General features: G+C 62.2%; 20 protein-coding genes, 2 pseudogenes and 2 riboswitches. Of the genes and pseudogenes, 11 read left to right on the top strand and 11 right to left on the bottom strand.

Translation table 11 applies throughout. The features are described from left to right. Positions 1-7: 7 nt before the first annotated feature. Complete coding sequence (gene petA / locus L0Z65_RS14520) at positions 8-568, bottom strand: ubiquinol-cytochrome c reductase iron-sulfur subunit (RefSeq protein WP_096872895.1); 561 nt, start codon at positions 566-568, stop codon at positions 8-10. Between the two features lie 224 nt (positions 569-792). Further along, positions 793-1,395, bottom strand: a complete 603-nt coding sequence (locus L0Z65_RS14515) for a glutathione S-transferase (RefSeq protein WP_405108682.1) — start codon at positions 1,393-1,395, stop codon at positions 793-795. Positions 1,396-1,583: 188 nt separating this feature from the next. Next, positions 1,584-1,787, top strand: a riboswitch (FMN riboswitch). An 80-nt stretch (positions 1,788-1,867) separates the two neighbouring features. On the opposite strand from L0Z65_RS14515, the gene L0Z65_RS14510 reads away from it, so the two are divergent. Beyond that, entirely contained in the window at positions 1,868-2,305 is a 438-nt protein-coding gene (locus L0Z65_RS14510) for a 6,7-dimethyl-8-ribityllumazine synthase (protein WP_405108679.1), read from the top strand. Positions 2,306-2,324: 19 nt separating this feature from the next. On the opposite strand, the gene L0Z65_RS14505 is transcribed toward L0Z65_RS14510, so the two are convergent. Genes L0Z65_RS14505 through thiB form a run of 3 tightly spaced genes read right to left on the bottom strand, consistent with a single transcriptional unit; the run spans position 2,325 to position 5,513 of the window. Beyond that, positions 2,325-3,017, bottom strand: coding sequence for an ATP-binding cassette domain-containing protein (locus L0Z65_RS14505; protein ID WP_405108676.1), 693 nt, complete (start codon positions 3,015-3,017; stop codon positions 2,325-2,327). Beyond that, positions 3,004-4,560: a thiamine/thiamine pyrophosphate ABC transporter permease ThiP gene (locus tag L0Z65_RS14500; RefSeq protein ID WP_405108673.1), complete on the bottom strand. Its 1,557-nt coding sequence runs from the start codon at positions 4,558-4,560 to the stop codon at positions 3,004-3,006. Before L0Z65_RS14500 ends, L0Z65_RS14505 begins: the two co-directional genes overlap by 14 nt. Further along, positions 4,536-5,513 (bottom strand): thiamine ABC transporter substrate binding subunit, encoded by a 978-nt coding sequence (gene thiB / locus L0Z65_RS14495; RefSeq protein ID WP_405108670.1) that lies wholly within the window; start codon positions 5,511-5,513, stop codon positions 4,536-4,538. Before thiB ends, L0Z65_RS14500 begins: the two co-directional genes overlap by 25 nt. Before the next feature lie 31 nt (positions 5,514-5,544). After that, positions 5,545-5,637: riboswitch (TPP riboswitch) on the bottom strand. A 281-nt stretch (positions 5,638-5,918) separates the two neighbouring features. On the opposite strand from thiB, the gene aroC reads away from it, so the two are divergent. Then, the gene (gene aroC, locus L0Z65_RS14490) at positions 5,919-7,025 is read left to right on the top strand and encodes a chorismate synthase (protein ID WP_405108667.1); all 1,107 of its coding nucleotides are present in this window, start codon (positions 5,919-5,921) and stop codon (positions 7,023-7,025) included. A gap of 54 nt (positions 7,026-7,079) precedes the next feature. Here aroC and L0Z65_RS14485 read toward each other — a convergent pair whose 3' ends face one another. Next, positions 7,080-8,582, bottom strand: a complete 1,503-nt coding sequence (locus L0Z65_RS14485) for a malonate--CoA ligase (RefSeq protein WP_405108664.1) — start codon at positions 8,580-8,582, stop codon at positions 7,080-7,082. Positions 8,583-8,698: 116 nt separating this feature from the next. On the opposite strand from L0Z65_RS14485, the gene L0Z65_RS14480 reads away from it, so the two are divergent. Next, the gene (locus tag L0Z65_RS14480; protein WP_405112570.1) at positions 8,699-9,634 is read left to right on the top strand and encodes a DMT family transporter; all 936 of its coding nucleotides are present in this window, start codon (positions 8,699-8,701) and stop codon (positions 9,632-9,634) included. Positions 9,635-9,642: 8 nt separating this feature from the next. On the opposite strand, the gene L0Z65_RS14475 is transcribed toward L0Z65_RS14480, so the two are convergent. After that, the gene (locus L0Z65_RS14475) at positions 9,643-10,089 is read right to left on the bottom strand and encodes a MarR family winged helix-turn-helix transcriptional regulator (RefSeq protein ID WP_405108661.1); all 447 of its coding nucleotides are present in this window, start codon (positions 10,087-10,089) and stop codon (positions 9,643-9,645) included. A gap of 119 nt (positions 10,090-10,208) precedes the next feature. On the opposite strand from L0Z65_RS14475, the gene L0Z65_RS14470 reads away from it, so the two are divergent. Further along, entirely contained in the window at positions 10,209-10,637 is a 429-nt protein-coding gene (locus tag L0Z65_RS14470; RefSeq protein ID WP_405108658.1) for an organic hydroperoxide resistance protein, read from the top strand. Between the two features lie 114 nt (positions 10,638-10,751). On the opposite strand, the gene L0Z65_RS14465 is transcribed toward L0Z65_RS14470, so the two are convergent. Next, on the bottom strand, positions 10,752-11,618 hold the full coding sequence (locus L0Z65_RS14465) for a branched-chain amino acid aminotransferase (protein ID WP_040175287.1): 867 nt from the start codon (positions 11,616-11,618) through the stop codon (positions 10,752-10,754). A 158-nt stretch (positions 11,619-11,776) separates the two neighbouring features. Here L0Z65_RS14465 and L0Z65_RS14460 point away from each other — a divergent pair, with 158 nt between their 5' ends. The 6 genes and pseudogenes from L0Z65_RS14460 to dxs all read left to right on the top strand — a co-directional run bounded on the left by L0Z65_RS14460 (position 11,777) and on the right by dxs (position 17,144). Continuing rightward, a complete protein-coding gene (locus tag L0Z65_RS14460; RefSeq protein WP_024098794.1) occupies positions 11,777-12,289 on the top strand; it encodes a MarR family winged helix-turn-helix transcriptional regulator in 513 nt (170 codons plus the stop codon). Continuing rightward, positions 12,286-12,988 (top strand): annotated as a pseudogene (locus L0Z65_RS14455) (response regulator). The gene L0Z65_RS14460 and the pseudogene L0Z65_RS14455 overlap by 4 nt, the downstream one beginning before the upstream one ends. A gap of 95 nt (positions 12,989-13,083) precedes the next feature. Next, positions 13,084-14,010 (top strand): histone deacetylase family protein, encoded by a 927-nt coding sequence (locus L0Z65_RS14450; RefSeq protein ID WP_405108654.1) that lies wholly within the window; start codon positions 13,084-13,086, stop codon positions 14,008-14,010. Continuing rightward, positions 14,007-14,261, top strand: a complete 255-nt coding sequence (locus L0Z65_RS14445) for an exodeoxyribonuclease VII small subunit (protein ID WP_040175280.1) — start codon at positions 14,007-14,009, stop codon at positions 14,259-14,261. The genes L0Z65_RS14450 and L0Z65_RS14445 overlap by 4 nt, the downstream gene beginning before the upstream one ends. A 3-nt stretch (positions 14,262-14,264) precedes the next feature. After that, a complete protein-coding gene (locus tag L0Z65_RS14440; RefSeq protein WP_102898010.1) occupies positions 14,265-15,167 on the top strand; it encodes a polyprenyl synthetase family protein in 903 nt (300 codons plus the stop codon). A 47-nt stretch (positions 15,168-15,214) separates the two neighbouring features. After that, a pseudogene (gene dxs, locus L0Z65_RS14435) lies at positions 15,215-17,144 on the top strand (1-deoxy-D-xylulose-5-phosphate synthase). 50 nt (positions 17,145-17,194) lie between these two features. Here the strand turns inward: dxs and L0Z65_RS14430 are convergent. Continuing rightward, complete coding sequence (locus L0Z65_RS14430; protein WP_405108650.1) at positions 17,195-18,082, bottom strand: SDR family oxidoreductase; 888 nt, start codon at positions 18,080-18,082, stop codon at positions 17,195-17,197. Between the two features lie 73 nt (positions 18,083-18,155). On the opposite strand from L0Z65_RS14430, the gene L0Z65_RS14425 reads away from it, so the two are divergent. After that, positions 18,156-18,791: a class I SAM-dependent DNA methyltransferase gene (locus tag L0Z65_RS14425; RefSeq protein WP_405108647.1), complete on the top strand. Its 636-nt coding sequence runs from the start codon at positions 18,156-18,158 to the stop codon at positions 18,789-18,791. A 197-nt stretch (positions 18,792-18,988) separates the two neighbouring features. Here L0Z65_RS14425 and L0Z65_RS14420 read toward each other — a convergent pair whose 3' ends face one another. Together L0Z65_RS14420 and L0Z65_RS14415 are read right to left on the bottom strand one after the other, a co-directional pair. Then, the gene (locus L0Z65_RS14420) at positions 18,989-19,774 is read right to left on the bottom strand and encodes a carnitinyl-CoA dehydratase (protein ID WP_405108644.1); all 786 of its coding nucleotides are present in this window, start codon (positions 19,772-19,774) and stop codon (positions 18,989-18,991) included. After that, positions 19,767-21,833, bottom strand: coding sequence for an acetate--CoA ligase family protein (locus L0Z65_RS14415; RefSeq protein WP_405108641.1), 2,067 nt, complete (start codon positions 21,831-21,833; stop codon positions 19,767-19,769). The genes L0Z65_RS14420 and L0Z65_RS14415 overlap by 8 nt, the downstream gene beginning before the upstream one ends. Between the last annotated feature and the right edge of the window lie 18 nt (positions 21,834-21,851).

Below are 21,851 nucleotides of genomic sequence, written 5' to 3'. Positions count from 1 at the left end.
GCCTCCCTTATCCCAGTTGGATGGTGGTTTCGTCGATGAACTCCGCGGTCGGAACCGGCAGGTTCTCGGGTGCGGGGCCTTTGCGGATACGACCGGCAGTGTCGTAGTGCGAACCATGGCAGGGGCAGAACCAGCCGTTGAAATCGCCTGCACCGTCACCCAGCGGCACACAGCCAAGGTGGGTACACACGCCCATCATCACCAGCCATTCGCCAGCATCATCCAGGGTGCGGTTTTCGTCGGATGCGTCCAGACCGGGTTTGTTCGCATTGCGGTCCTGCTGATCGGGCAATACCGCCAGATCGACAGCACGGGCTTCTTCGATTTCTTCTTCGGTACGACGGCGAATGAACACCGGCTTGCCAAGGAACATAACCGAGAGCTGAGTCCCGACTTCCACGCCGCTCACATCCACGATGATCGAGGACAGAGCCTGAACGTCAGCCGAGGGGTTCATCTGGTTGACCAGGGGCCAAATTGCGGCACCCGCAGTCACTGCCCCGGCGCCGGCAGTGGCGTAGTAGAGGAAATCTCTCCGGGTTCCTTCGTTGTCTTCTGCGTGGGACACGAGGTTTTCTCCAATTCCAGCGCCCGTTTAGGGCAAACATGCGCATTCACTGCGCAAAGAACGCAGTGACTCATCGCGGGTATCTAGCGGGGAGAAGGGCTTTCGTCCAGCGGTCATAGGCGCGCAGATGGACGCATCCGCAAGTAATTATGCGCAACTGTTGCAAACAGCCTCACATATTTGCGCAGGCGCCCCCGAATTCAAGGGGCCGCCTGCGCCAGATTTCAGCTTTCCGGCGGCCGTGTCGCCTGCATTGACGGGCGCGAATCGAATGCGGCAAACCACTCTGCCAGCGCCTCATTGCCGTTGCGCCAGCCCATATCCGGATGGCGGAAATCCACATAGGACAGCGCACAGGCCACCGCGATCTGGCCAATCCGCAAGGGACCCTGCAGATGCGACATCCAGCGGGTGTTCAGCGCCGCACAACCGCCCAGCACCTTGCCGCTCTGCCCTTCGATCCACTCTGGCCACTGTTTGTCCGCCGGGCGCAGCCGGTTTTCATAAGACAGCAATACCGCCGCCTCCATGATGCCATCCGCTGTCGCCTCCAGCACCCGCGTGTCCCAACCGCCAGCATAAAGCGCATTGCCCGCACGCTCGGCCAGATAGGCGCAGATCACCCGGCTGTCATACAGCGTCGCCCCATCGGCCCGTTCCAACGCCGGGATCTTCGCCAGCGGATTGGCCGCCTTCAGGTCGCTCGCCGGGGAAATCGGTGTCGTGGCCACCGGGCGCAGCTCCACATCTGCCAACTGATCTGTCTCGTGCAGCAGCACCATGACCTTGCGCACATAGGGGGAGGTCGGCGCGTGATAGAGTTTCATATCGACTATCCTTTTCGTTGGAACCAATGACCGGTCAGCGATGACTCTTCGGCAAGGCAGTTAGTATGCGCCCTGCGCCAGATCGAACATCACGCACTCTAGCCACAACCTCGGCGGGGAAAACCCCCTTTGCCGCGCGTCGCAGGCGCTCTTTCTCTTGCCTTTGACCTGTCTTGCAGCCATGGTCGCGCTGTTCTCAGGGCGGGGCGGAATTCCCCACCGGCGGTAAGCGGGCCAGCCCCGTAAGCCCGCGAGCGGTCATTTTGAGTGGCGTCACAGCGTGAACCGAACACCGGTTCCCATCTCGGGCTGTGAATGCGCAAAAAGTGATGTCAGCAGATCTGGTGCAACTCCAGAGCCGACGGTCATAGTCCGGATGGAAGAGAACGTGTGACAGGGCCACGGGGAACGTGCGCCCTCATCACTCGTGATCGCCTTGGGTGACGTGTCAAACCTATAGGAGTTATCGATCATGACACACACCCGCTTCGCTTTCATCAAGGCGCATTGGCATTCCGATATCGTCGACCGTGCGCTGGATGGCTTTCAGGAGCTGATCCCCGCCGAGCAGATCGACGTATTTGACGTGCCAGGTGCCTTTGAAATGCCGCTTCTGGCCAAAGAACTGGCCAAGACCGGCAAATACGACGCCATCGCCTGCGCGGCCTTTGTGGTGGATGGCGGCATCTATCGCCATGATTTTGTCGCCCAGGCTGTCGTGGACGGCCTGATGCAGGCCGGGATGGAGACCAACGTGCCGGTCCTGTCCGTCTCGTTGACGCCGCACCACTATCAGGAAACCGATCATCACAACGCGATCTACCGCGCCCATTTTGTTGACAAGGGACGCGAGGCGGCCAATGCCGCGCTCATGATCATCAAAACCCGCAAGGCGGCGTTGGGCGCCTAAATCCTCAGGACGCGTGGGCCTATCCCAGATAGGCCTTCAGCGCAGGCGGCGGATTGTCCAGCAATTCCGCCGTCTCCATTGGCGGATGCGCCACGCCATCCGCCACCAACACCACCTGATCGGCAATCCGGCGCGCATCCGCCGGATCATGGCTGACCATCAGCACGGTTGCCCCGGTCTCTGCCGCCAGGTCCGCCACCAGATCCAACATCTCCGCCTTCAGCGCTGGCCCCAGCGCCGCAAATGGCTCATCCAGCAGCAGAAGATCACGCCCCTGCACCAGCACGCGGCCCAGTGCCACGCGACTTTGCTGGCCACCGGACAGCGCGGCGGGCTTGCGCTCTTCCATACCCTGAAGGCCAACCCGTTTGATCGCCGCGCGCACCTTTTCCTGTTCTTCAACACTCAGACGCAGATTCGGGCGGATCCCCAACCCCACGTTCTGTGCCACGCTCAGATGCGGAAACAGATTGCCGTCCTGAAACAGCATCGCAATCGGCCGCTGCCCCGGTGAGACGTCGGTCAGCGCACGGTCTTGCCAGGACAGCGTTCCGGCCGTGATGGGAACAAACCCCGCGATGGCCTCGATCAGCGTGGTCTTGCCCGCCCCGGAGGGACCGATCACCGCCACCCGATGGCCTGCCTTGATCGTAAGGTCCGCACGCACGATAAAGCCGCCGTTATCCAATAGGCAGTTCTCAAGTTTCAGCATGTCGACGCCCTCCCCGGTCGAGAATGTAAAATGCCCCCATGGACAGGCACAAAAGCAACAGCGCCCCACCCGAGGCCGCTTCCATCCGGTAGGCCCCCATCAGGCGATAGATCTGCAAGGGCAATGTCGCGGTTTCGCTATCGGCAAACAGCGCAATCACGCCCAGATCCCCCATCGACAGCGCTGCCGCCAGCCCAGCGGCAAAACCGATCTGCGGGCGCAGACGGGGCAGCAGCACCCGGCGCAGAAACACCCAGCCCCGCATATCAAGCGAGAGCGACAGACGGCCATAGCGCGCCAGCACCTCCCGCACCCGCGGGATCAGAATGCGCAGCGCAAAGGGCAGCGACATCAGCGCATTCACCACCGCTGTGACCGGCAGCGCCAGCGCAAAGGGATCCGCCACCGGATAGATCAGAATAAACAGGCCGGTGCCAATCACCAGCGGCGATACCGCCAGCCCCAACAGGCCCGACAGCTCCACCAACCCACCCCGGCCCAGCGCCACGGCCACCGCCATCGGCAGGGAAATCGCCAGCAACACAAACGTGCTCACCCCTGCAATCAGCACCGAATTGCCCGCCGCCAGCCAGACCGACGCCCCCATCGACAGCAGGCCCGGCAGCCCTGCAATCACAATCGCGCTCAGCGGCAACAGCAAAAACAGCGCCGCCGCAATCAGACAGGCACCATCCAGTACCCGCGCCAGCGCGCCCCGCCCATCCCAACGCCGTACCGGACGGTCCAATCCGGCACCAAACCCCTCGCCCGTCGCCACCCGCAGGGCCACCAGCGCCGCCGCGCCGGTCAACAATAGCTGCACGCCCGACAACAGCGCCGCCCGCGCCAGATCGAAATCAAATCGAAACGCCTGATAGATCGCCAGTTCAATGGTGGTGGCGCGCGGCCCGCCCCCCAGCGTCAGCGCCACGGCAAAGCTCGACAGGCAGATCGCAAAGACCACCGCCAGCGCGCCGGGCACCACCTGCCGCAGCATTGGCGCCTCCAGCAGCTGCCACATCGCCCGGCGATCCGCATTGATCTGCGCTGCCAGACGAAACCGTTCTGCCGGGATTTCCTGCCAGCCCTGCAGGATCAACCGCGTCGCCAGTGGCAGATTGAAAAACACATGTGCCAGCACAACCCCGTGCAACCCATAGATCTGCAGCGGTTCGAACCCGAACAAGCCCAGCAGATCGCTCAGCCAGCCCGAACGGCCAAACACCGCAAGAATGCCAAGGATTGCCACGATCACCGGCAAGATAAACGGCGCACCCATGAGGGCAATCAGCACCCGTCGCCCGACAAACCGCCGCCGTGCCAGCGCGCGCGCCACCGGAACGGCGAGCACCACGCTGCACAGGGCAGACAGAACAGCCTGCATCAGGGTAAACCGGATTGCAGCCCAATCGGCAGGGCCGATGCCCCGCCCCACCTCGGCACGCCAGACCACTGCGGCCAGCGCACCAAGGATCAGCGCCGCCACACAGGCAGCGACGCCCAGACCCCAGCGGGATCTTAACGGCTGAGCGCGGTCAGCCATTCATCCAGCGCCACATCGCGCAGCGCCGCCGCCTCATCTTCGCTCAGCAGCAGTGATTTTTCTGGCGCCACCAGGGTCTCAAACCCTTTGGGCAAACCCTCCGCCGGGGTCACTGCCGGATACATCCAGTTGGTGGTCGGGATCACCGACTGGAACGCGTCACTGACCATGAAGGCGAGGAACTGATCCGCCAGCTCCGGCTGATCGCTGTTCGCCAGCTTCCCGGCAACTTCGACCTGCATGTAGTGACCTTCGTCAAACACTGCTGCCGCCTTGCTGGCGTCTTCCTCGGCGATCAGGTGATAGGCGGGCGAGGTGGTGTAGGACAGCACCATATCCGCCTCACCCTCCAGAAACAGACCATAGGCCTCCGACCAGCCCTTGGTCACGGTCAGCACGTTATCTGCCAGCCCGTCCCAGACCTCAGGCGCCTTGTCGCCATAGGCAGCCTTCACCCACATCAACAATCCCAGACCCGGCGTAGACGAACGCGGATCCTGAATGACGATTTTCAGATCGCTCGCAGCCAGTTCGCCAAAGTTCTGCGGCGCGACAGCATCGGCCTTATGCACAAAGGCGAAATACCCCCAGTCATAAGGGGCGAAAATGGCGTCTTCCCAGGCGAAGGGCAGCGCATAATCGGCACTGACCGAATGATCCGCAAACAGGCCCGTCTCCTTGGCCGCCGCAGTCAGATTGGTATCCAACCCCAGCACCACATCAGCGTCAGACCGCGCGCCTTCCAGCTTCACCCGCGCCAGCAGCGCCGCGCCGTCGCCTGCGCCGACCAGCTTCAGATCGCAACCGCAGGTCGCCTCAAAGGCTTTCTCGACGGCCGGACCCGGTCCCCAGTCAGAGACAAAGCTGTCGTAGGTGTAGACAATCAATTCAGGCGTATCGGCATAGGCTGCCGTTGCGCCCAGCAGCCCCGCTGCAAGTACAAGATGTTTCATGGCATCCTCCATCGCGACGAGGGGCAAGGGAGGAGCCAGTCCATACCTTCCCTCCGCCGGTTCTAGCCGGTTCAGGTTCTACGGGTGTGATCTCAGCGCCGAAGGCGCACCCCGAGGTGGCGCGGACCCTAAGCGGCAGACCCGCGAAAGACAAGCGATTGCGGTGTTACATATGCTCAAAGAACGACAGAAGGGCTGACCAATTGTTTCGCACGCGAAACATTGGGGGAGTCTGCCTGTCCTTTCAGCCGGGTTAACACCTCCCGATCTTCTGGCCAAAAATATCCACGGGGAGTCGCCCAAGGGGCGGCGGGGGCAGCGCCCGCAACGATCCGCGCAACACAGGAAACCCCTTGAGAGAGCCGCCCTCCCCCGCTAAGCAATCCCGCAAAGGAGACCGCGCCCATGTCGATCAACAGCTTTGGCCATTTGTTCCGCGTCACCACCTGGGGCGAAAGCCACGGACCCGCCTTGGGTGCGACGGTTGATGGCTGCCCGCCGAATGTGGCGATTGACCCTGAAATGTTGCAGCAGTGGCTGGACAAGCGCCGCCCCGGTCAGAACAAGAATATGACCCAGCGCAACGAACCGGATGCGGTCAAAATCCTGTCCGGTGTGTTCGAGGGGAAATCGACCGGCACGCCGATCCAGCTGATGATCGAAAACACCGATCAACGCTCAAAGGATTATGGCGAGATCGCCCAGACCTTCCGCCCCGGCCATGCGGACATCACGTATTTCCAGAAATACGGCAACCGCGACTACCGCGGGGGTGGCCGGTCCTCAGCCCGCGAAACCGCAGCCCGTGTTGCGGCAGGCGGTGTGGCACGGGAAGCGATCAAGGCGCTGGTCCCCGGACTGGAGATCAAAGGTTACATGACCCGCATGGGGGAGATGGAAATCGACCGCAGCCGCTTTGACTGGGACGCCATCGACCAGAATGATTTCTGGATCCCCGATGCTGCTGCGGTGCAGGACTGGGAAGATTACCTGCAAGGTCTGCGCAAGGATCACGAGTCCGTCGGCGCGGTGATTGAGGTAGTCGCCCGTGGTGTGCCCGCAGGCATCGGCGCACCGATCTATGGCAAACTGGACACCGATCTGGCCGCAGCGATGATGTCGATCAACGCCGTCAAAGCCGTCGAAATCGGCGAAGGCATGAATGCGGCGGTCCTCAAAGGCTCCGAAAACGCTGATGAGATCTTCCTCGGCGAGGATGGCCAGCCGGTTTATTCGTCGAACCATGCGGGCGGCATTCTGGGTGGCATTTCCACCGGGCAGGATGTCGTGGTGCGCTTTGCGGTAAAACCCACCTCCTCGATCCTGACGCCGCGCCAGTCGATCCGCAAGGATGGCAGCGCCGCCGAGGTCATCACCAAAGGCCGCCATGACCCCTGCGTCGGTATTCGCGCGGTGCCGGTGGCAGAGGCGATGATGGCCTGCGTGATCCTGGACCACCTGTTGCTGCATCGCGGTCAGGTGGGGGAGAACCAAGGCCACATCGGCGGTTGATCCGATCGCCGTCTCGCCCTGATGTCAGACGCGAGACGGCGGCACCTTCTCCAGTCAGGTAAACAGCTGGGCGAATGTTTCGCGCAGCGCTTTTTTCTGCACTTTGCCCATGGTGTTGCGCGGCAGTTCCTCCATCAGCGCGATGTGTTTGGGCCGTTTGAACTTCGCGAGATGTTTTGACAGCGCCGCTTGGATGGTTGCCGCATCGGTGCCCTCCCCAGCCGGGACCACCACAGCCACAACCGCCTCGCCGAAATCGGGATGCGGCACGCCGATCACCGCACTTTCGAGCACCCCCGGCAGATCGTCGATCAGCGTCTCGACCTCCTTCGGGTAGACATTGAATCCCCCGGAGATCACCAGATCTTTTTCCCGGCCCACGATGGTGACGTAGCCGTTGCTGTCGATCTTGGCGAGGTCACCGGTGATGAACCAGCCATCCGGGCGCAGCTCCTCGGCGGTTTTCTCCGGCATCTGCCAGTAGCCCTGGAAAACATTCGGGCCGCGCACTTCCAGCACGCCAATTTCGCCCAGCGGGATTTCCGTATTGTCCAGTGTCACCCGCGCCTCCACCCCCGGCAATGCGGGGCCAACGGTGCCTGCGATCCGTTCGCCCTCATAAGGGTTGGAGGTGCTCATATTGGTTTCCGTCATCCCGTAGCGTTCCAGAATACGGTGACCGGTGCGGGCCTGCCATTGCTCGTGGGTCTCCACCAGCAGCGGCGCCGAGCCAGAAATGAACAGCCGCATATTGGCCGCCAGATCCGGCGTCAGCCGCGCATCGGCCAACAGCCGCGTGTAGAAGGTCGGCACCCCCATCAGCGCTGTGGCATTTGGCATCGCCGCTAAGATCGCCGCCGCATCAAAACCGGGCAGCAGCACCACTTGCGCGCCTGCCAAAAGCGCCACATTGGTCGCGACAAATAGCCCATGCGTGTGAAAGATCGGCAAAGCGTGGATCAGCACATCCTCAGCGGTGAACTGCCAGTAGTCGCGCAAGGTCAGTGAGTTGGAATAGAGGTTCTCATGGCTGAGCATCGCCCCTTTGGACCGGCCGGTGGTGCCCGAAGTATAAAGGATCGCCGCCAGATCAGAGGGCGCGCGCGCGACCGGGTCAAACCCACTCTGGCCTGCCGCCAGATCCGCAAGACTGCCCTGCCCCGCCCCATCCAGCGTCAGAAGATGCGCCCTTCCGGCCACCCCCTGCACCCCGTCCAGCCGCGCCGGATCGCAGATAAACACAGATGGCGTGGCATCCCCGATGAAATACGCAACCTCAGCATCGGTATAGGCGGGGTTGAGCGGCAGAAACACCGCCCCCGCCATCACCGTTCCAAGATAGAGCTGGAGTGCCGCAAGGGATTTATCCACCTGCACAGCCACACGATCGCCCGGCACGACTCCACGTGAAACAAGTGCGGCTGCCATACGCTCCGCCCCCACAAAGAGATCGCCATAGCTGACCGGATCCGCGCCGGGACGGGTGGCAAACAGAGCGTCCTCGCGCCCCAGGGACGCCGCACGCAGGTGGCAGATCAGCGGATTCGCGTCATACATTCGGAGGGCTCCTTGCAGCGGGTGACAGATGATTGCGGTGCTGCGTGACCTTGGACAAAGCCGGGCGGGAAAATCAACCCGTTGCACTTTTCGACGCGGCGGCGCAGGGTCTGGCCATGGTCAAATCCTTAACATCGCATCAACCCGGCCGCGCCATCGCGCTGAAACTGGCCGCGATTGCCCTGTTCACCGGGCTGTCGGCGATTATCAAGGCGACCTCCGACGTGGTGCCCGCTGGTGAAGCGGTGTTTTTCCGCTCCTTCTTTGCCATTCCCGTTATTCTCGTCTGGCTGTCCATGCGGGGCGAACTGGGGCGCGGATTGCGGACGACCCATCCGGGCAAGCATTTCCTGCGCGGCATTCTGGGCACAACTGCGATGGGCATGACCTTCATGGGGCTGGGAATGCTGCCGCTGCCCGAGGTCACGGCGATTGGCTATGCCACCCCGATCTTCACACTCATTCTGGCGGCCCTGTTGCTGGGCGAGCGGATCAGGCTGATCCGAATCAGCGCCGTGACCATCGGGTTGATTGGCGTTCTTGTGATGCTCTGGCCGCGATTGGGCAGTGGCGATCTGGGAGATACCGCGACCATCGGCGCCATTCTGATCCTCATCGCCACGATGGCGCGCGGACTGGTGCAGATCCACATCCGCCGCATGGTGATGACGGAGCATACCGCCGCCATCGTGTTCTATTTTTCGCTCACAGCGTCGCTCCTGTCGCTGTGCACGCTGCCCTTTGGCTGGGTCTGGCCTGATCCAACCACGCTGGCGCTTTTGATCAGCGCGGGGCTGGTCGGCGGCGTGGCCCAGATCCTTGTCACATCCTCCTACCGTTTTGCGCCCGCCTCCATGCTGGCCCCCTACGACTATTCCTCGATGCTGTTTGCCATCCTTCTGGGCTATATCTGGTTCAACGAACTGCCGACGGTGGTGATGCTGATTGGCGCCGGGCTGGTGATTGCCGGCAATGTGCTGGTGATCTGGCGCGAAAGCCGGTTGGGGCTGGAACGTGGCAAGGCGCGGTCTGTCACAGATCCCAAAGGATAAGCCGTACTCTACTTGACCGCCATTCGTGCCCGCAGCGCATTGACCCGGTCGCGCAGGTCCAGAATATCCTGAAGATCGCCGCCCATCTCTTCAACCGCGCAGGCGGTGATCTCGCCTGCCTGCACCGCCAGATCCCGGCCCTTTGCGCTGAGCTGGACCAACCGGCTGCGGTCGTCCTCTGGGTTGGGGACGCGAGACAGGAAACCCGCCACCTCCATCCGTTTCAGCAAGGGCGTCAGCGTATTGGTCTCCAGATCCAGCCGCTGCCCCAATGCGCCGACGGTCTGCCCGTCAGCATGATAGAGCGAGATCAGCACCAGATATTGCGGATAGGTCAGCCCTAATGGCGCCAGCAAAGGACGGTAAAGCCGGGTCAACGCATGATTTGCCGAATAGATGGCAAAACACAAAAGATCCGGCGTATCCGGGATGTCAGGAGGCAGCGCATTGGTCATAGGTATAATTTAAATCGCGCACGATCCATCTGCAAGGACTTGACCTTGGCGCAAGGAGACCCATTTATATCGCACACGACATAAATAACTCCACCAGTGACCCAGGAAAGGATCCCGCCATGAGCGTCTCCCCCGTCTATACCGCATCAGCCACTGCAACCGGTGGCCGCGATGGCAAGGCCAGCATTCACGACAGCGACCTCAGCTTTGATCTGGATCCGCCCAAGGAGATGGGTGGCGGCGGCAACGGCAGCAACCCCGAGCAGCTGTTCGCAGTCGGCTATGCGGCCTGCTATATTGGCGCAATGAAATTTGCGACCACGCAGGATGACAGCCTGGCCAAGGTCCCGAATGATGTGTCGGTCCACGCCGAGGTCGGCATCGGTCCGCGTGACGAGGGCGGTTTTGGCCTGACGGTCGCGCTGAAGGTGGCGCTGCCCGGCCTCTCCCCCGAGGAGGCACAGGCCGTGACCGAGGCAGGCCACAAGATCTGTCCTTATTCCAACGCTGTCCGCGGCAATGTGACTGTCACAACTGAACTGGTCTGAGACCCGGTTTGATGCACATCCGGTCCCTGCACGCAGGGGCTGGGCGCATACGGAAAAAGCGCGGAGTCACCTCCGCGCTTTTGCAGTTTAACCGGATGTGAAACGGCTGGATGATCAGCTGCGCACCAGCTCCTCATAGGCCTTGGCGATGTCTTGGGTCAGTTCCCCCACCTCAAAGCTGTGCGGGCCGATCTGGCCAACGGGGGTGACCTCTGCCGCGGTGCCGGTCAGCCAGCATTGCTCAAACCCGTCGAGTTCTTCCGGCATGATGTGACGCTCATGCACGGTGATGCCGCGATCTTTCAGCATGCCGATGACAGTCTGACGGGTGATGCCGTTCAGGAAACAGTCGGGTGTCGGCGTGTGAACCTCGCCGTCCTTCACGAAGAAGATATTGGCGCCGGTCGCCTCCGCCACATAGCCGCGATAGTCCATGAACAGCGCGTCCGAGCAGCCCTTGGCCTCAGCCTTGTGCTTGGAGATGGTGCAGATCATGTAGAGGCCCGCTGCCTTGGCGTGAACCGGAATGGTTTCCGGGCTTGGGCGTTTCCACTCCGCGATGTCCAGCTTGGCGCCCTGCATCTTGGCGTCGCCATAATAGGCGCCCCAGCCCCAGACCGCGATAGCCATGCGGACCGGGTTTTTCGCCGATGCGACACCCATATCCTCGCCCGAGCCACGCCACACAACCGCGCGCACATAGGCATCCTGCAGACCGGAGGCTTTTAGGGTTTCCTCCTTCGCCGCTTCTATCTGATCGACGGTGTAGGGCATCGGCATGTCCAGCGCTTCTGCCGAGGCGATCAACCGCTCGGAATGTTCGCGGCTTTTGAAGATTTTGCCGTTATAAGCCCGCTCGCCCTCAAAGACGGAGGAGGCGTAATGCATGGCATGGCTGAGGATGTGGACCTTGGCATCGCGCCAGTTGACCATCTCACCATCCATCCAGATCAAACCGTCCCGATCATCATACCCAGCCATGGCGCACCTCCTAATGTCTCGCCGAATTTTCATAAGTTGCGCATGATATGACCGGTTCGGACATAATATTGCGCTAAACCTGCGATTCGATACATCTTCGGACTTGGAATGTCAACAACGCTGACTTAAAATGACCCCAGCACAACAGGGAGAGACCCATGGCAGAAGGGCGACCGGGGCAGGGATTTGGCGGCGAAAGCCTGCTGTTTCTGACGGATGAGCAGTTGCGGCAGGGCATCGAGGCGATGTTCTTTGCCTATCGCGGATTTACCGCAGACCCGGATCGGATCCTGGCGGAGATGGCCTATGGCCGGGCGCACCATCGGGCCATCCACTTCATCAATCGTGCACCGGGCACGACGGTGAACAACCTGCTGTCCATTCTCGGGGTGACCAAACAATCGCTCAATCGCGTGCTCCGGGCGCTGATCGGCGACGGTCTGGTCGAGAGCCGGGTTGGGGTCACTGACAAACGGGAACGGCATTTGTTCCTGACCGATAAGGGGCGCGCATTGGAGGCCACCCTGTCGGATGCCCAGCGCGCCCGGATGCGCACCGCGTATAAGGATGCCGGACCGGAAGCGGTTCAGGGCTTCAAACGGGTGCTGGAGGCGATGATGGATGCCGATATGCGCCGCGCCTACGCCAAGCTGCGGGAGAGTGGCACATGACCCAGTTCGATTCCCATCTGCTGATTGTCGATGATGATGAGCGCATCCGTGGCCTGCTGAAGAAATTCCTGATGCGGGCCGGGTTTCTGGTCACCGCCGCGCGCGATGCGGCCCATGCCCGGCGGGTGCTGTCGGGGCTGGATTTTGATCTGATTGTGCTGGATGTGATGATGCCGGGCGAGGATGGGATCTCTCTCACCCGGTCGCTGCGCGAAACCATCGCCACGCCGATCCTGCTTTTGACGGCGAAGGGAGAGACCGAAGACCGCATCGAAGGGCTGGAAGCGGGCGCGGATGATTATCTGGCCAAACCGTTTGAACCCAAGGAGCTGCTGTTGCGGATCAACGCGATCCTGCGGCGGATGCCGGAGCTGAGCCGCCAGCGAGGCCGCCCCCAAGGTGCTGCATCTGGGGCCAATCCGCTATGATATTGAACGCGGCGAGATGTGGCAGGGCGAGGAGCTGATCCGCCTGACCGGCACCGAAAACCAGCTGATGAAGATCTTTTCCGCCTGTCCGGGCGAACCGGTGAGCCGCACCAAACTGGTCGAGGATCTGGGCCGCGATCGAGGGCAGGCGCAGGAACGGGCAGTGGACGTTCAGATCACCCGCCTGCGGCGCAAGATCGAACCCAATCCGAAACAGCCGCAATACCTGCAGACGGTGCGCGGTGCGGGCTATATGCTGGCACCGGACTAAGCCTCAGGGCCGGGAACCGCTGCGCGGTATGGTGTGAGCCTCCGGCGGGGATATTTGTGGCCAGAAGAAGCGGCCAGAACAAACGGGGACGCCTCATGACGACTGCCTTGATCACCCATGCTGATTGCCTGACCCATGTCACACCTGACGGCCACCCCGAACGAGTGGCCCGACTGGAACATGTGCTGCATGCGCTTGAAGGACTGGAGCTACGCCGGGTGACCGCACCGATGGCGGCGGAGGATGATATCCTGCGCATTCACCCGGCCAGCTATCTCGCGGATCTGCGCCAGGCGCTGCCGCAGGAGGGGTTTGGGCGGATTGATGGCGATACGTTCCTGTCACCGGGCTCGCTGGATGCAGCCTTTCGCGCAGCGGGGGCAGCGGTGCGGGCGGTGGATCTGGTTGTCAGCGGCGAAGTCCAGAACGCCTTTGCCGCCGTGCGCCCGCCCGGCCATCACGCGGAAACCGACACTGCGATGGGGTTTTGCCTGTTCGGCAATGCCGCGCTGACGGCCAAACATGCCCTGGATCACCACGGTCTGGCCCGTGTGGCCGTGGTGGATTTCGATGTGCATCACGGCAATGGTACGCAGGATCTGTTGTGGGATGAGCCCCGCGCGCTGTTCATGTCCAGCCAGCAGATGCCGCTTTGGCCCGGATCCGGTCGGCCAGAAGAAGATGGCGCCCACGGCCAGATCCTGAACCTGCCATTGCCGCCCGGATCAGGCGGCGTGCAGATGAAAGCAGCCTATGTCGATCAGGCCTTCCCCCGGTTGCGGGCCTTCAAACCGGAGCTGATCATAGTTTCGGCTGGATTTGACGCCCATCAGGACGACCCGCTGGCAGAACTGATGTGGAGCACCGAGGATTTCCGCTGGTTGACCCGCGAACTCTGCGCGTTGGCGGCAGAGCTGTGCGGTGGTCGTATCGTCTCGACTTTGGAGGGGGGATATGATCTGAACGCGCTGGCCGCAGCGGCCAAAGCCCATGTGGAAGAATTGATAGAGGCAGGCACATGACCGACACATCCAACGAGACCCCCGTTGAAGAGCTGAGCTTTGAACAGGCGATGCGCGCGCTTGAAACCGTGGTGGACCAGCTGGAACGTGGCGATGTGGCGCTGGATGCCTCCATCGCTCTGTATGACCGTGGGGCCAAGCTGAAGAAACGCTGCGAGGATGAGCTAAAGCGGGCCGAGGAAAAAGTGGCGGCGATCACGCTGGATGCCAAGGGCACGCCGACCGGCACCCAGCCTCTGGATGCTGGCTGACCCATGGCTGCCGCCGCAGATGCCACCGCGCGACACCACAGTTCTGCGCGCCCTTTTGCGCAGGCGTTGAAGGACGCGCAGACCCGGATCACAGCGCATATGGATGCGCGGCTCGGCGGCGGCGATGCGCTGCACGCTGCGATGCGCTATGCCGTCACCGGCGGCAAGATGCTGCGCGGGTTTCTGGTGCTGGAGAGCGCCCGCCTGCATGGCATCGCTGAGGAGGCCGCACTAGAGGCCGCACTGGCGATCGAATGTATTCACGCCTACTCGTTGGTACATGATGATCTGCCCTGCATGGATGATGATGACCTGCGTCGCGGTCAGCCCACCGTTCACAAAAAATGGGATGAGGCGATGGCGGTGCTGGCAGGCGACAGCCTGCAGACATTTGCGTTTGAGCTGCTTGCCAACCCCAGGATCGGCCCGCAGGCGCTGCTGCTGATCCGTGGTCTGGCGCAAGCCTCTGGCAAGGATGGGATGGTCTCTGGGCAGATGCTGGATATCGCTGCAGAAACCGCCACCACGCCGCTGGATCTGGAACAGATCACGCAGCTGCAAAACCGCAAGACCGGCTGTCTCATCTCCTGGTCCGCTACCGCAGGTGCCGTGATGGCCGGGGCGGATGAGACCCCGCTGCGACGCTATGCCGATGCGCTTGGCCTTGCTTTTCAAATCGCAGATGACATCTTGGATGTGGAAGGCGACGCGGCCAAGGTTGGCAAAGCCGTCCGTAAAGATGCTGATGCGGGCAAGGCCACCTTTGTGTCGCTGTTAGGACTGGACGCCGCAAAAACACGCGCCAGCGCCCTGATGGAACAGGCCTGTGAGGCGCTGACCCCCTATGGCGATGCCGCAGAAACCTTGAAGGACGCCGCGCGCTTCGTTATCTCGCGCGATAGCTGAGCCGCACAATGCGTGCACCGCCAAAGCAACACGCCCAAGGAGCTGCCATGTCAGACCGGCCCCAGACCCCCCTTCTGGATCAGATCACCCGCCCGGCAGATCTGAAATCCTTGAGCGATGCGCAGCTGACGCAGGTTGCACAGGAGTTGCGCCAGGAAACGATTTCCGCCGTCTCCGTCACCGGTGGCCATCTGGGCGCCGGGTTGGGAGTCGTGGAGCTGACCACTGCGCTGCATGCGGTGTTTGACACCCCGCGCGATAAAATCGTCTGGGATGTCTCGCACCAGTGTTATCCGCACAAGATCCTGACGGGACGGCGCGACCGCATTCGCACATTGCGGATGAAGGACGGGTTGAGCGGGTTTACCAAACGCTCTGAATCGCCTTTTGACCCCTTTGGGGCGGCGCATAGCTCCACCTCAATCAGCGCGGCGCTTGGCTTTGCCGTGGCGCGCGATCTGGGCGGTGTGGTGCCTGAGGGGCTGGGCGATGCGATTGCCGTGATCGGCGATGGGTCGATGTCGGCTTAGCATGGCGTTTGAGGCGATGAACAATGCAGGCCATCTGGGCAAGCGGCTGATTGTCATTCTGAACGACAATGAGATGTCGATTGCCCCGCCGGTTGGGGCGCTGTCCTCCTATCTGTCGCGCCTCTATGCCGAAGAACCATTTCAGGAGCTGAAAGCGGTGGCCAAGGGCGCTGCATCCCTGCTGCCGGAACCCTTCCGCGAGGGGGCCAAGCGGGCCAAGGATATGCTGAAGGGCATGGCGGTAGGTGGCACCTTGTTTGAAAGCTTGGGCTTTTCCTATCTCGGGCCGATTGATGGCCATGATATGGACCAGCTGCTGCCGGTGCTGCGCACCGTGAAGGCCCGCGCCACCGGTCCGATTCTGATCCATGTGCTGACCAAGAAGGGCAAGGGGTATGCCCCTGCCGAGGCCGCCCGCGACAAGGGTCATGCCACCGCCAAATTCGACATGGTGACAGGTGAGCAGAAGAAAGCGCCCTCCAACGCGCCCTCCTATACCTCCGTCTTTGGCAAGGAATTGGTGCGGCTGGCAGCCGAGGATGACAAAATTTGCGCCGTCACCGCCGCGATGCCCGATGGCACCGGTCTGAGCCTGATGGCTGAACGCTACCCGTCGCGCACATTCGACGTCGGTATCGCAGAACAGCATGGCGTGACCTTCGCCGCCGCGCTTGCGGCGGGCGGGATGAAACCCTTCTGTGCGATGTATTCCACCTTCCTGCAGCGCGGCTATGACCAAGTGGTCCATGACGTGGCGATCCAGCGCCTGCCGGTACGCTTTGCCATCGACCGCGCCGGTCTGGTGGGGGCGGATGGGGCGACCCATGCAGGCAGTTTCGACATTGCCTATATGGCCAACCTGCCCGGCATGGTGGTGATGGCCGCCGCCGATGAGGCCGAGCTGGCGCATATGACGGCCACGGCCGCGGCCTATGACGACGGCCCCATTGCCTTCCGCTATCCGCGTGGTGAGGGCGAAGGCGTGGATATGCCGGAGGCGCCCGAGGTGCTGGAGATCGGCAAAGGACGCATGATCCAAGAGGGCAAACGCGTGGCGATCCTGTCCTTTGGCACCCGTCTGGGTGAAGTCAGGAAAGCCGCCGAAGCGCTGAGCGCAAAGGGCATCACCCCGACGATTGCCGATGCCCGCTTTGCCAAGCCGCTGGATCGCGACATGATCCTGCAACTGGCTGCCGATCACGAAGCACTCATCACCATCGAAGAGGGCGCAGTGGGGGGCTTTGGCTCCCACGTGGCGCAGCTTCTGGCGGAGGAAGGCGTTTTTGACGGCGGGCTGAAGTTCCGCTCCATGGTGCTGCCCGACACCTTCATAGATCAGGCCAACCCGGCGGATATGTACAATGTCGCCGCCATGAACGCGCCGCAGATCGAAGCCAAGGTGCTGGAGGTTCTGGGTGTAGCGTCGATTGGAGAGAAGCGGGCTTAGGGCTTACCTCTGACAGGCGATTTGTCCAAACATCTTCGGACCAAAGAAACCTAGACCCCTGTCGTTTCCTGCGGTGGGACGAAGGTTTCCAGGTCTTCGGCAGCGCGGACAGCCCGCAGGCCTTCTCGGTAGGTGGGATAGAGCAGCTCCACCCCGAGATCTTCCTTGATGCGCTGATTGGCGACGCGCTTGTTTTCGCCGTAGAAACTGCGCGCCATGGGGGTCATGCCGGCCTCATCGAAAGGGACCTCAGCGGGGATCAGCAGGCCCAAAAGCTCGGCGGCGAAGCCCAGCACATCCTGCGGCGGGGCCGGGTCATCATCACAAAGGTTGTAGATCGCGCCGGGGTCGGGCTGCGCAATCGAGGCGGCTAGCGCTTGCGCAATGTCATCCACATGAATGCGCGAGAACACCTGCCCCGGTTTCACGATACGCCGCGCCTTCCCGGCCATCAGCTTGGCAAAGGGGCCGCGTCCGGGGCCGTAGATCCCAGCGAGGCGAAAGATGTGAAGCGGCAGATCGGGAATGGCCTGCCAACCCGTCTCAGCAGCCGCGCGCCAGCGACCGCGTTGACTGGAGGGGGTGACGGCTGTGTTTTCATCCACCCAGGCGCCATCATGATCACCATAGACCGCGGTGGTAGAGAGGTAGCCGACCCACTCCAAAGTGTCACCAGTAGCGGCAGCTGCCAACGCATCCGAAAATTCCGCCAGCACCGGGTCTCCTGCCTCCGTCGGGCCAACCGACGACAGGATATGCGTCACCCCATCAAGCGACAGAGGCGCACCGGGCCAAGTGATCAGGTCGACACCGGGCACCGGCACCGCATCCTCGACCGACCGGGTGGTGCCAATTACGCGCCAACCGGCCTGAAGCAGCCGGGGAGCCAATGCGCGGGCGGTATAGCCAAATCCAAGACAGAGCAACGTTTTCATCATGGCTCATAGATGCGCGCGGCTCTCTGCGGGTGCAAGGGTTGATTCACGGGCCAAAACCGCATTTCCTGTACCCATGGCGCAAAAACCGATCACCCTGACCACCGCCTACGGGCTGGAGACGCCGGACCATTCCCGGCAGCTCTATGCCGACTGGGCCGAAAGTTACGACCAGAGCTTTGCACAGGAGACGAGCTATATCCTGCCGGATCAGGTTGCCGGGCTGTTTGCCGCGGCGGAGGGATGTGGCCCCGTACTGGATGTCGGGGCGGGTACCGGGCTGTGTGGCGTGGCGCTAAACCGGCGCGGGATCGCGCCAATTGATGCCACGGATATCAGTCCCGAGATGCTGGCACAGGCGCTGCGCAAGGATGTCTATCGCGATGTAATCGAGGCGGATCTGACGGTGGGCGTGCCGGTACCGCGTGCCGCTTATGCCGGGGTGGTTTCCTCTGGCACCTTCACCCATGGCCATGTTGGCCCTGAGGTTCTGCCGGGCCTGCTGCGCCTTGCGCGCCCCGGCGCGGTGTTTGCGCTGGCTGTGAATGCGCGCTTCTCGGCCCGGTCCGGCTTTGCCTCAGCATTGGAGCGGTTGCAGGACGGGGGGTGGATCCGCAACCTGACCCTGCCTGAGGTCGCCATCTACGGTGCCAAGGCGACCGGCGCCCATAGCGCGGACACGGCACTGATTGCGTTGTTTTCCAAGGTCTAGCGCCAGCGCACATGGCGCCCGTGATCCACGGTTCGGGCTGATATGTTGAGAGGCCCGCTGCGCCATAGGGCGCAGCGCCACGCCCAACGGCACAGGGGGACCATCAGGTCACCCGAAGCGGGCGGGAGTACCGATCAATCAATACTCCCCGCCATTCATCGCCGCATAGGATCCCGAACACCGGACCACGCCCCTATTTAGCGGCCCTTCCAGACAGGATCACGCTTTTCAGCAAAGGCCCGCGCGCCTTCCATCTGGTCCTCACTGTCATAGAGCACATCAACACTGCGCAGCTGGCGTTTGGTGATGCGGTTCATGGCGTCCTGAAATTTACTATCCTCAGCGTCGCGGACGATCTCCTTGATTGCGGCGTAAACCAATGGCGGGCCAGAGGCGAGCAGGCGGGCCAATTCCCAGGCGCGGTCCAACAGCTGATCAGCCGCTACGATTTCATTCACCAAGCCCCAGCGATGGGCCTCTTCAGCATCAAACCAACGTCCCGTCAGCAACAGCTCCATGGCGATGTGATAGGGAATGCGTTTGGGCAATTTGATCGAGGCGGCATCCGCCACCGTGCCGGAGCGGATTTCCGGCAGCGCAAAGGTGGCGTGATCTGCGGCAATGATCATATCCGCCGACAGCGCCAGTTCCAGCCCGCCACCGCAGGCGATACCGTTCACGGCGGCGATCACCGGCTTGTTCATATCGCGCAGCTCCTGCAACCCGCCGAAGCCGCCAACACCGTAATTTCCGTCAACCGCATCTCCGTCGGCCGCCGCTTTCAGATCCCAACCGGGGCAGAAAAATTTCTCACCGCCGCCGGTCAGAATCGCCACACGCAGTTCAGGATCATCGCGAAACTCCCGAAACACCTCGCCCATCGCAACGCTGGTTTTCAGATCAATGGCGTTGGCCTTTGGCCGATCCAGTGTGATTTCCAGAATAGCGCCGTCGCGGCGCGTCCGGATGGGGGTATCAGTCATGGGTCAGTTCCTTTTCTCGCAGCAGCGCGTCCACCGCTATGGCGTCGCTGGGCGTACAAATCAGCGGGTTGATTTCAATTTCTTCAACTGTGTCCGAATGGGCAAGCACATAGCGTTCCACCGCCCGCACCGCCCGCAGAACAGCCGGACGATCCGCTGCCGGGGCACTGCGATACCCGTCAAGCAACCGGGTGATCCGCAGTTGATCCAGCGCCGCCTCCAACATGGTGTCGCTGACCGGCAGCAGCAGCGACACGCTGTCCTCCAGCAGCTCGGTCAACACACCACCAGCACCCAGTGTCAGCACAAACCCATGCGCCGGATCACGCGTGACCCCAATCAACAGCTCCGCAACCGTCCCGGTGATCATTTCCTCCAGCAATAGCTGGTCCCCCGGCATCTCCCACGCGGCGTCGGCGACAGCCTCCTGTGAGCCAAGAGCAAGCCGCACCGCGCCAGCCTCGCTTTTGTGGGCAAGGCCTTCGGCCTTCAACACAAGGGGGAAGCCAACTTGGGATGTTGCCTCAGCCAGCGTCTCGTCCAGCGTTACCCGGGACAAACGACAGCTCCGTGGAATGCGCAAACCGGTTGCGGCAAGGCGCTGTTTGGCGATGCCTTCCGGCACAAGTGGTATGTCAGAGCTCACCCCATCAAGGTCCGGCCAGGGCAGGAGCGCAGGCACATCCGACGGGCTTGCGATCTGGCTGGCGGCTACCGTGGCGCTCATTGCCTCCCGCAGACCACAAAGCGGCACCACCCCCGCTGCGAGCAGGCGGTGCGCGATTTCCTCAGGCATAAGTTCGGGCAGTGTCGCAACCATGGCCAAAGGAGCGCCAGTGTGCATCCGCGTGGCCACGGCGGCCTCAATGGCACACGCCCAATCTGCAGCACTACACCGATCCTCACGTGGGAAATCCACAATCAGCATCAACAGATCCAGATCAGGATGCACCATCGCACTGAACGCCTGTGTCATCGCAGGCACATCGCGCCAGATGTAGGTGTGATAGTCCAGCGGATTGGCCAGCGCCACCATAGGCCCAAGTGCGGCCCGCAGCGCCTGATGCTGCCCGTCAGACAGCGGCGGAAAGGTGACGCCCTGCGCCTGTCCCAGATCCGCGGCGAGGCTGGCCTCCCCACCGGAACAACTGATCGTAGCAACCTGTGATCCCCGCCGGGGCCCAAGCACATGCAGGATTTTCAGCGTTTCCAAGAACACTGGCAAATCATCGACCCGCGCGATGCCACAGCGCCGCAGGAAGGCGGCCGCCCCCGCCTCCTGCCCCGCCAGCGATGCAGTATGCGACAGGGTCGCGGCCTGGGCCTGATCCGAGCGCCCCACCTTCAGCGCCACAATCGGCTTGCCGCAAGCGGCAGCCTCCTGCGCCAGCGCCTCAAACGCGCGCAGATCACGGATACCTTCAATATGCAGGCCAATGGCAGTGACGCGAGGATCATCCAACAGGCCCCGCGCGATCTCCGCCATATCGCTTTGCGCCTGATTTCCAACGGTGATCATATAGGCTATCGGCAACCCGCGTGCCTGCATGGTCAGATTGATAGCGATATTGGAGCTCTGGGTGAGAATGGCGACACCCTGCGCGACCTGCGCACCGCCATGCTGATCCGGCCAGAGCAGGGCGCCATCCAGATAGTTGATGAACCCATAGCAATTGGGGCCAAGGATCGGCATATCGCCAGCCGCCTGTAGCAAGTCCTGCTGCAGATCAGCGGCGTCCGATGCCTCCTTCTGCGCCTCAAGAAAACCGGACGCAAAACAGACGGCGCCTCCGGCTCCGGACCGGGACAGTGCGGCCACAACTTCAACGGTTGCGTATCTGTTGACCCCAATGAAACTTGCATCAGGGGCTGCAGGCAGAGCCTCGACAGAGGCAAAGACCGGCAAACCGCAAAGCTCCGTTGCCTTGGGATGAACCGGCCAGATATCTCCGGAAAATCCCATCTTCTGCAGCTGCTGGATCACCTGGCGGCACCAGGCCCCACCGCCGACAACGGCGATTGTGCGGGGGCGGAACAGCCTGTTGAAATCACGCCTCATCGCGGATGCTCCCGATCA

Origin of the sequence: Phaeobacter sp. BS52 (assembly GCF_045040595.1) — a bacterium.
Lineage (GTDB): Bacteria > Pseudomonadota > Alphaproteobacteria > Rhodobacterales > Rhodobacteraceae > Phaeobacter > Phaeobacter piscinae.
Note: the sequence above shows the minus strand (reverse complement) of the source record. Positions and strands in the feature narration are given on the sequence as shown.

Bases quoted from the DNA above. Each gene is read 5' to 3' on its own strand.
- L0Z65_RS14480 (WP_405112570.1), top strand. From the start codon at position 8,699: ATGGTCAAATCCTTAACATCGCATCAACCCGGCCGCGCCATCGCGCTG.
- L0Z65_RS14445 (WP_040175280.1), top strand. From the start codon at position 14,007: ATGACCGACACATCCAACGAGACCCCCGTTGAAGAGCTGAGCTTTGAA.
- L0Z65_RS14485 (WP_405108664.1), bottom strand. From the start codon at position 8,582: ATGTATGACGCGAATCCGCTGATCTGCCACCTGCGTGCGGCGTCCCTG.
- aroC (WP_405108667.1), top strand. From the start codon at position 5,919: ATGTCGATCAACAGCTTTGGCCATTTGTTCCGCGTCACCACCTGGGGC.
- thiB (WP_405108670.1), bottom strand. From the start codon at position 5,513: ATGAAACATCTTGTACTTGCAGCGGGGCTGCTGGGCGCAACGGCAGCC.
- L0Z65_RS14440 (WP_102898010.1), top strand. From the start codon at position 14,265: ATGGCTGCCGCCGCAGATGCCACCGCGCGACACCACAGTTCTGCGCGC.
- L0Z65_RS14430 (WP_405108650.1), bottom strand. From the start codon at position 18,082: ATGATGAAAACGTTGCTCTGTCTTGGATTTGGCTATACCGCCCGCGCA.
- L0Z65_RS14505 (WP_405108676.1), bottom strand. From the start codon at position 3,017: ATGCTGAAACTTGAGAACTGCCTATTGGATAACGGCGGCTTTATCGTG.
- L0Z65_RS14500 (WP_405108673.1), bottom strand. From the start codon at position 4,560: ATGGCTGACCGCGCTCAGCCGTTAAGATCCCGCTGGGGTCTGGGCGTC.
- L0Z65_RS14460 (WP_024098794.1), top strand. From the start codon at position 11,777: ATGGCAGAAGGGCGACCGGGGCAGGGATTTGGCGGCGAAAGCCTGCTG.
- L0Z65_RS14450 (WP_405108654.1), top strand. From the start codon at position 13,084: ATGACGACTGCCTTGATCACCCATGCTGATTGCCTGACCCATGTCACA.
- L0Z65_RS14415 (WP_405108641.1), bottom strand. From the start codon at position 21,833: ATGAGGCGTGATTTCAACAGGCTGTTCCGCCCCCGCACAATCGCCGTT.
- L0Z65_RS14420 (WP_405108644.1), bottom strand. From the start codon at position 19,774: ATGACTGATACCCCCATCCGGACGCGCCGCGACGGCGCTATTCTGGAA.
- L0Z65_RS14470 (WP_405108658.1), top strand. From the start codon at position 10,209: ATGAGCGTCTCCCCCGTCTATACCGCATCAGCCACTGCAACCGGTGGC.
- L0Z65_RS14475 (WP_405108661.1), bottom strand. From the start codon at position 10,089: ATGACCAATGCGCTGCCTCCTGACATCCCGGATACGCCGGATCTTTTG.
- L0Z65_RS14515 (WP_405108682.1), bottom strand. From the start codon at position 1,395: ATGAAACTCTATCACGCGCCGACCTCCCCCTATGTGCGCAAGGTCATG.
- L0Z65_RS14425 (WP_405108647.1), top strand. From the start codon at position 18,156: ATGGCGCAAAAACCGATCACCCTGACCACCGCCTACGGGCTGGAGACG.
- L0Z65_RS14510 (WP_405108679.1), top strand. From the start codon at position 1,868: ATGACACACACCCGCTTCGCTTTCATCAAGGCGCATTGGCATTCCGAT.
- L0Z65_RS14465 (WP_040175287.1), bottom strand. From the start codon at position 11,618: ATGGCTGGGTATGATGATCGGGACGGTTTGATCTGGATGGATGGTGAG.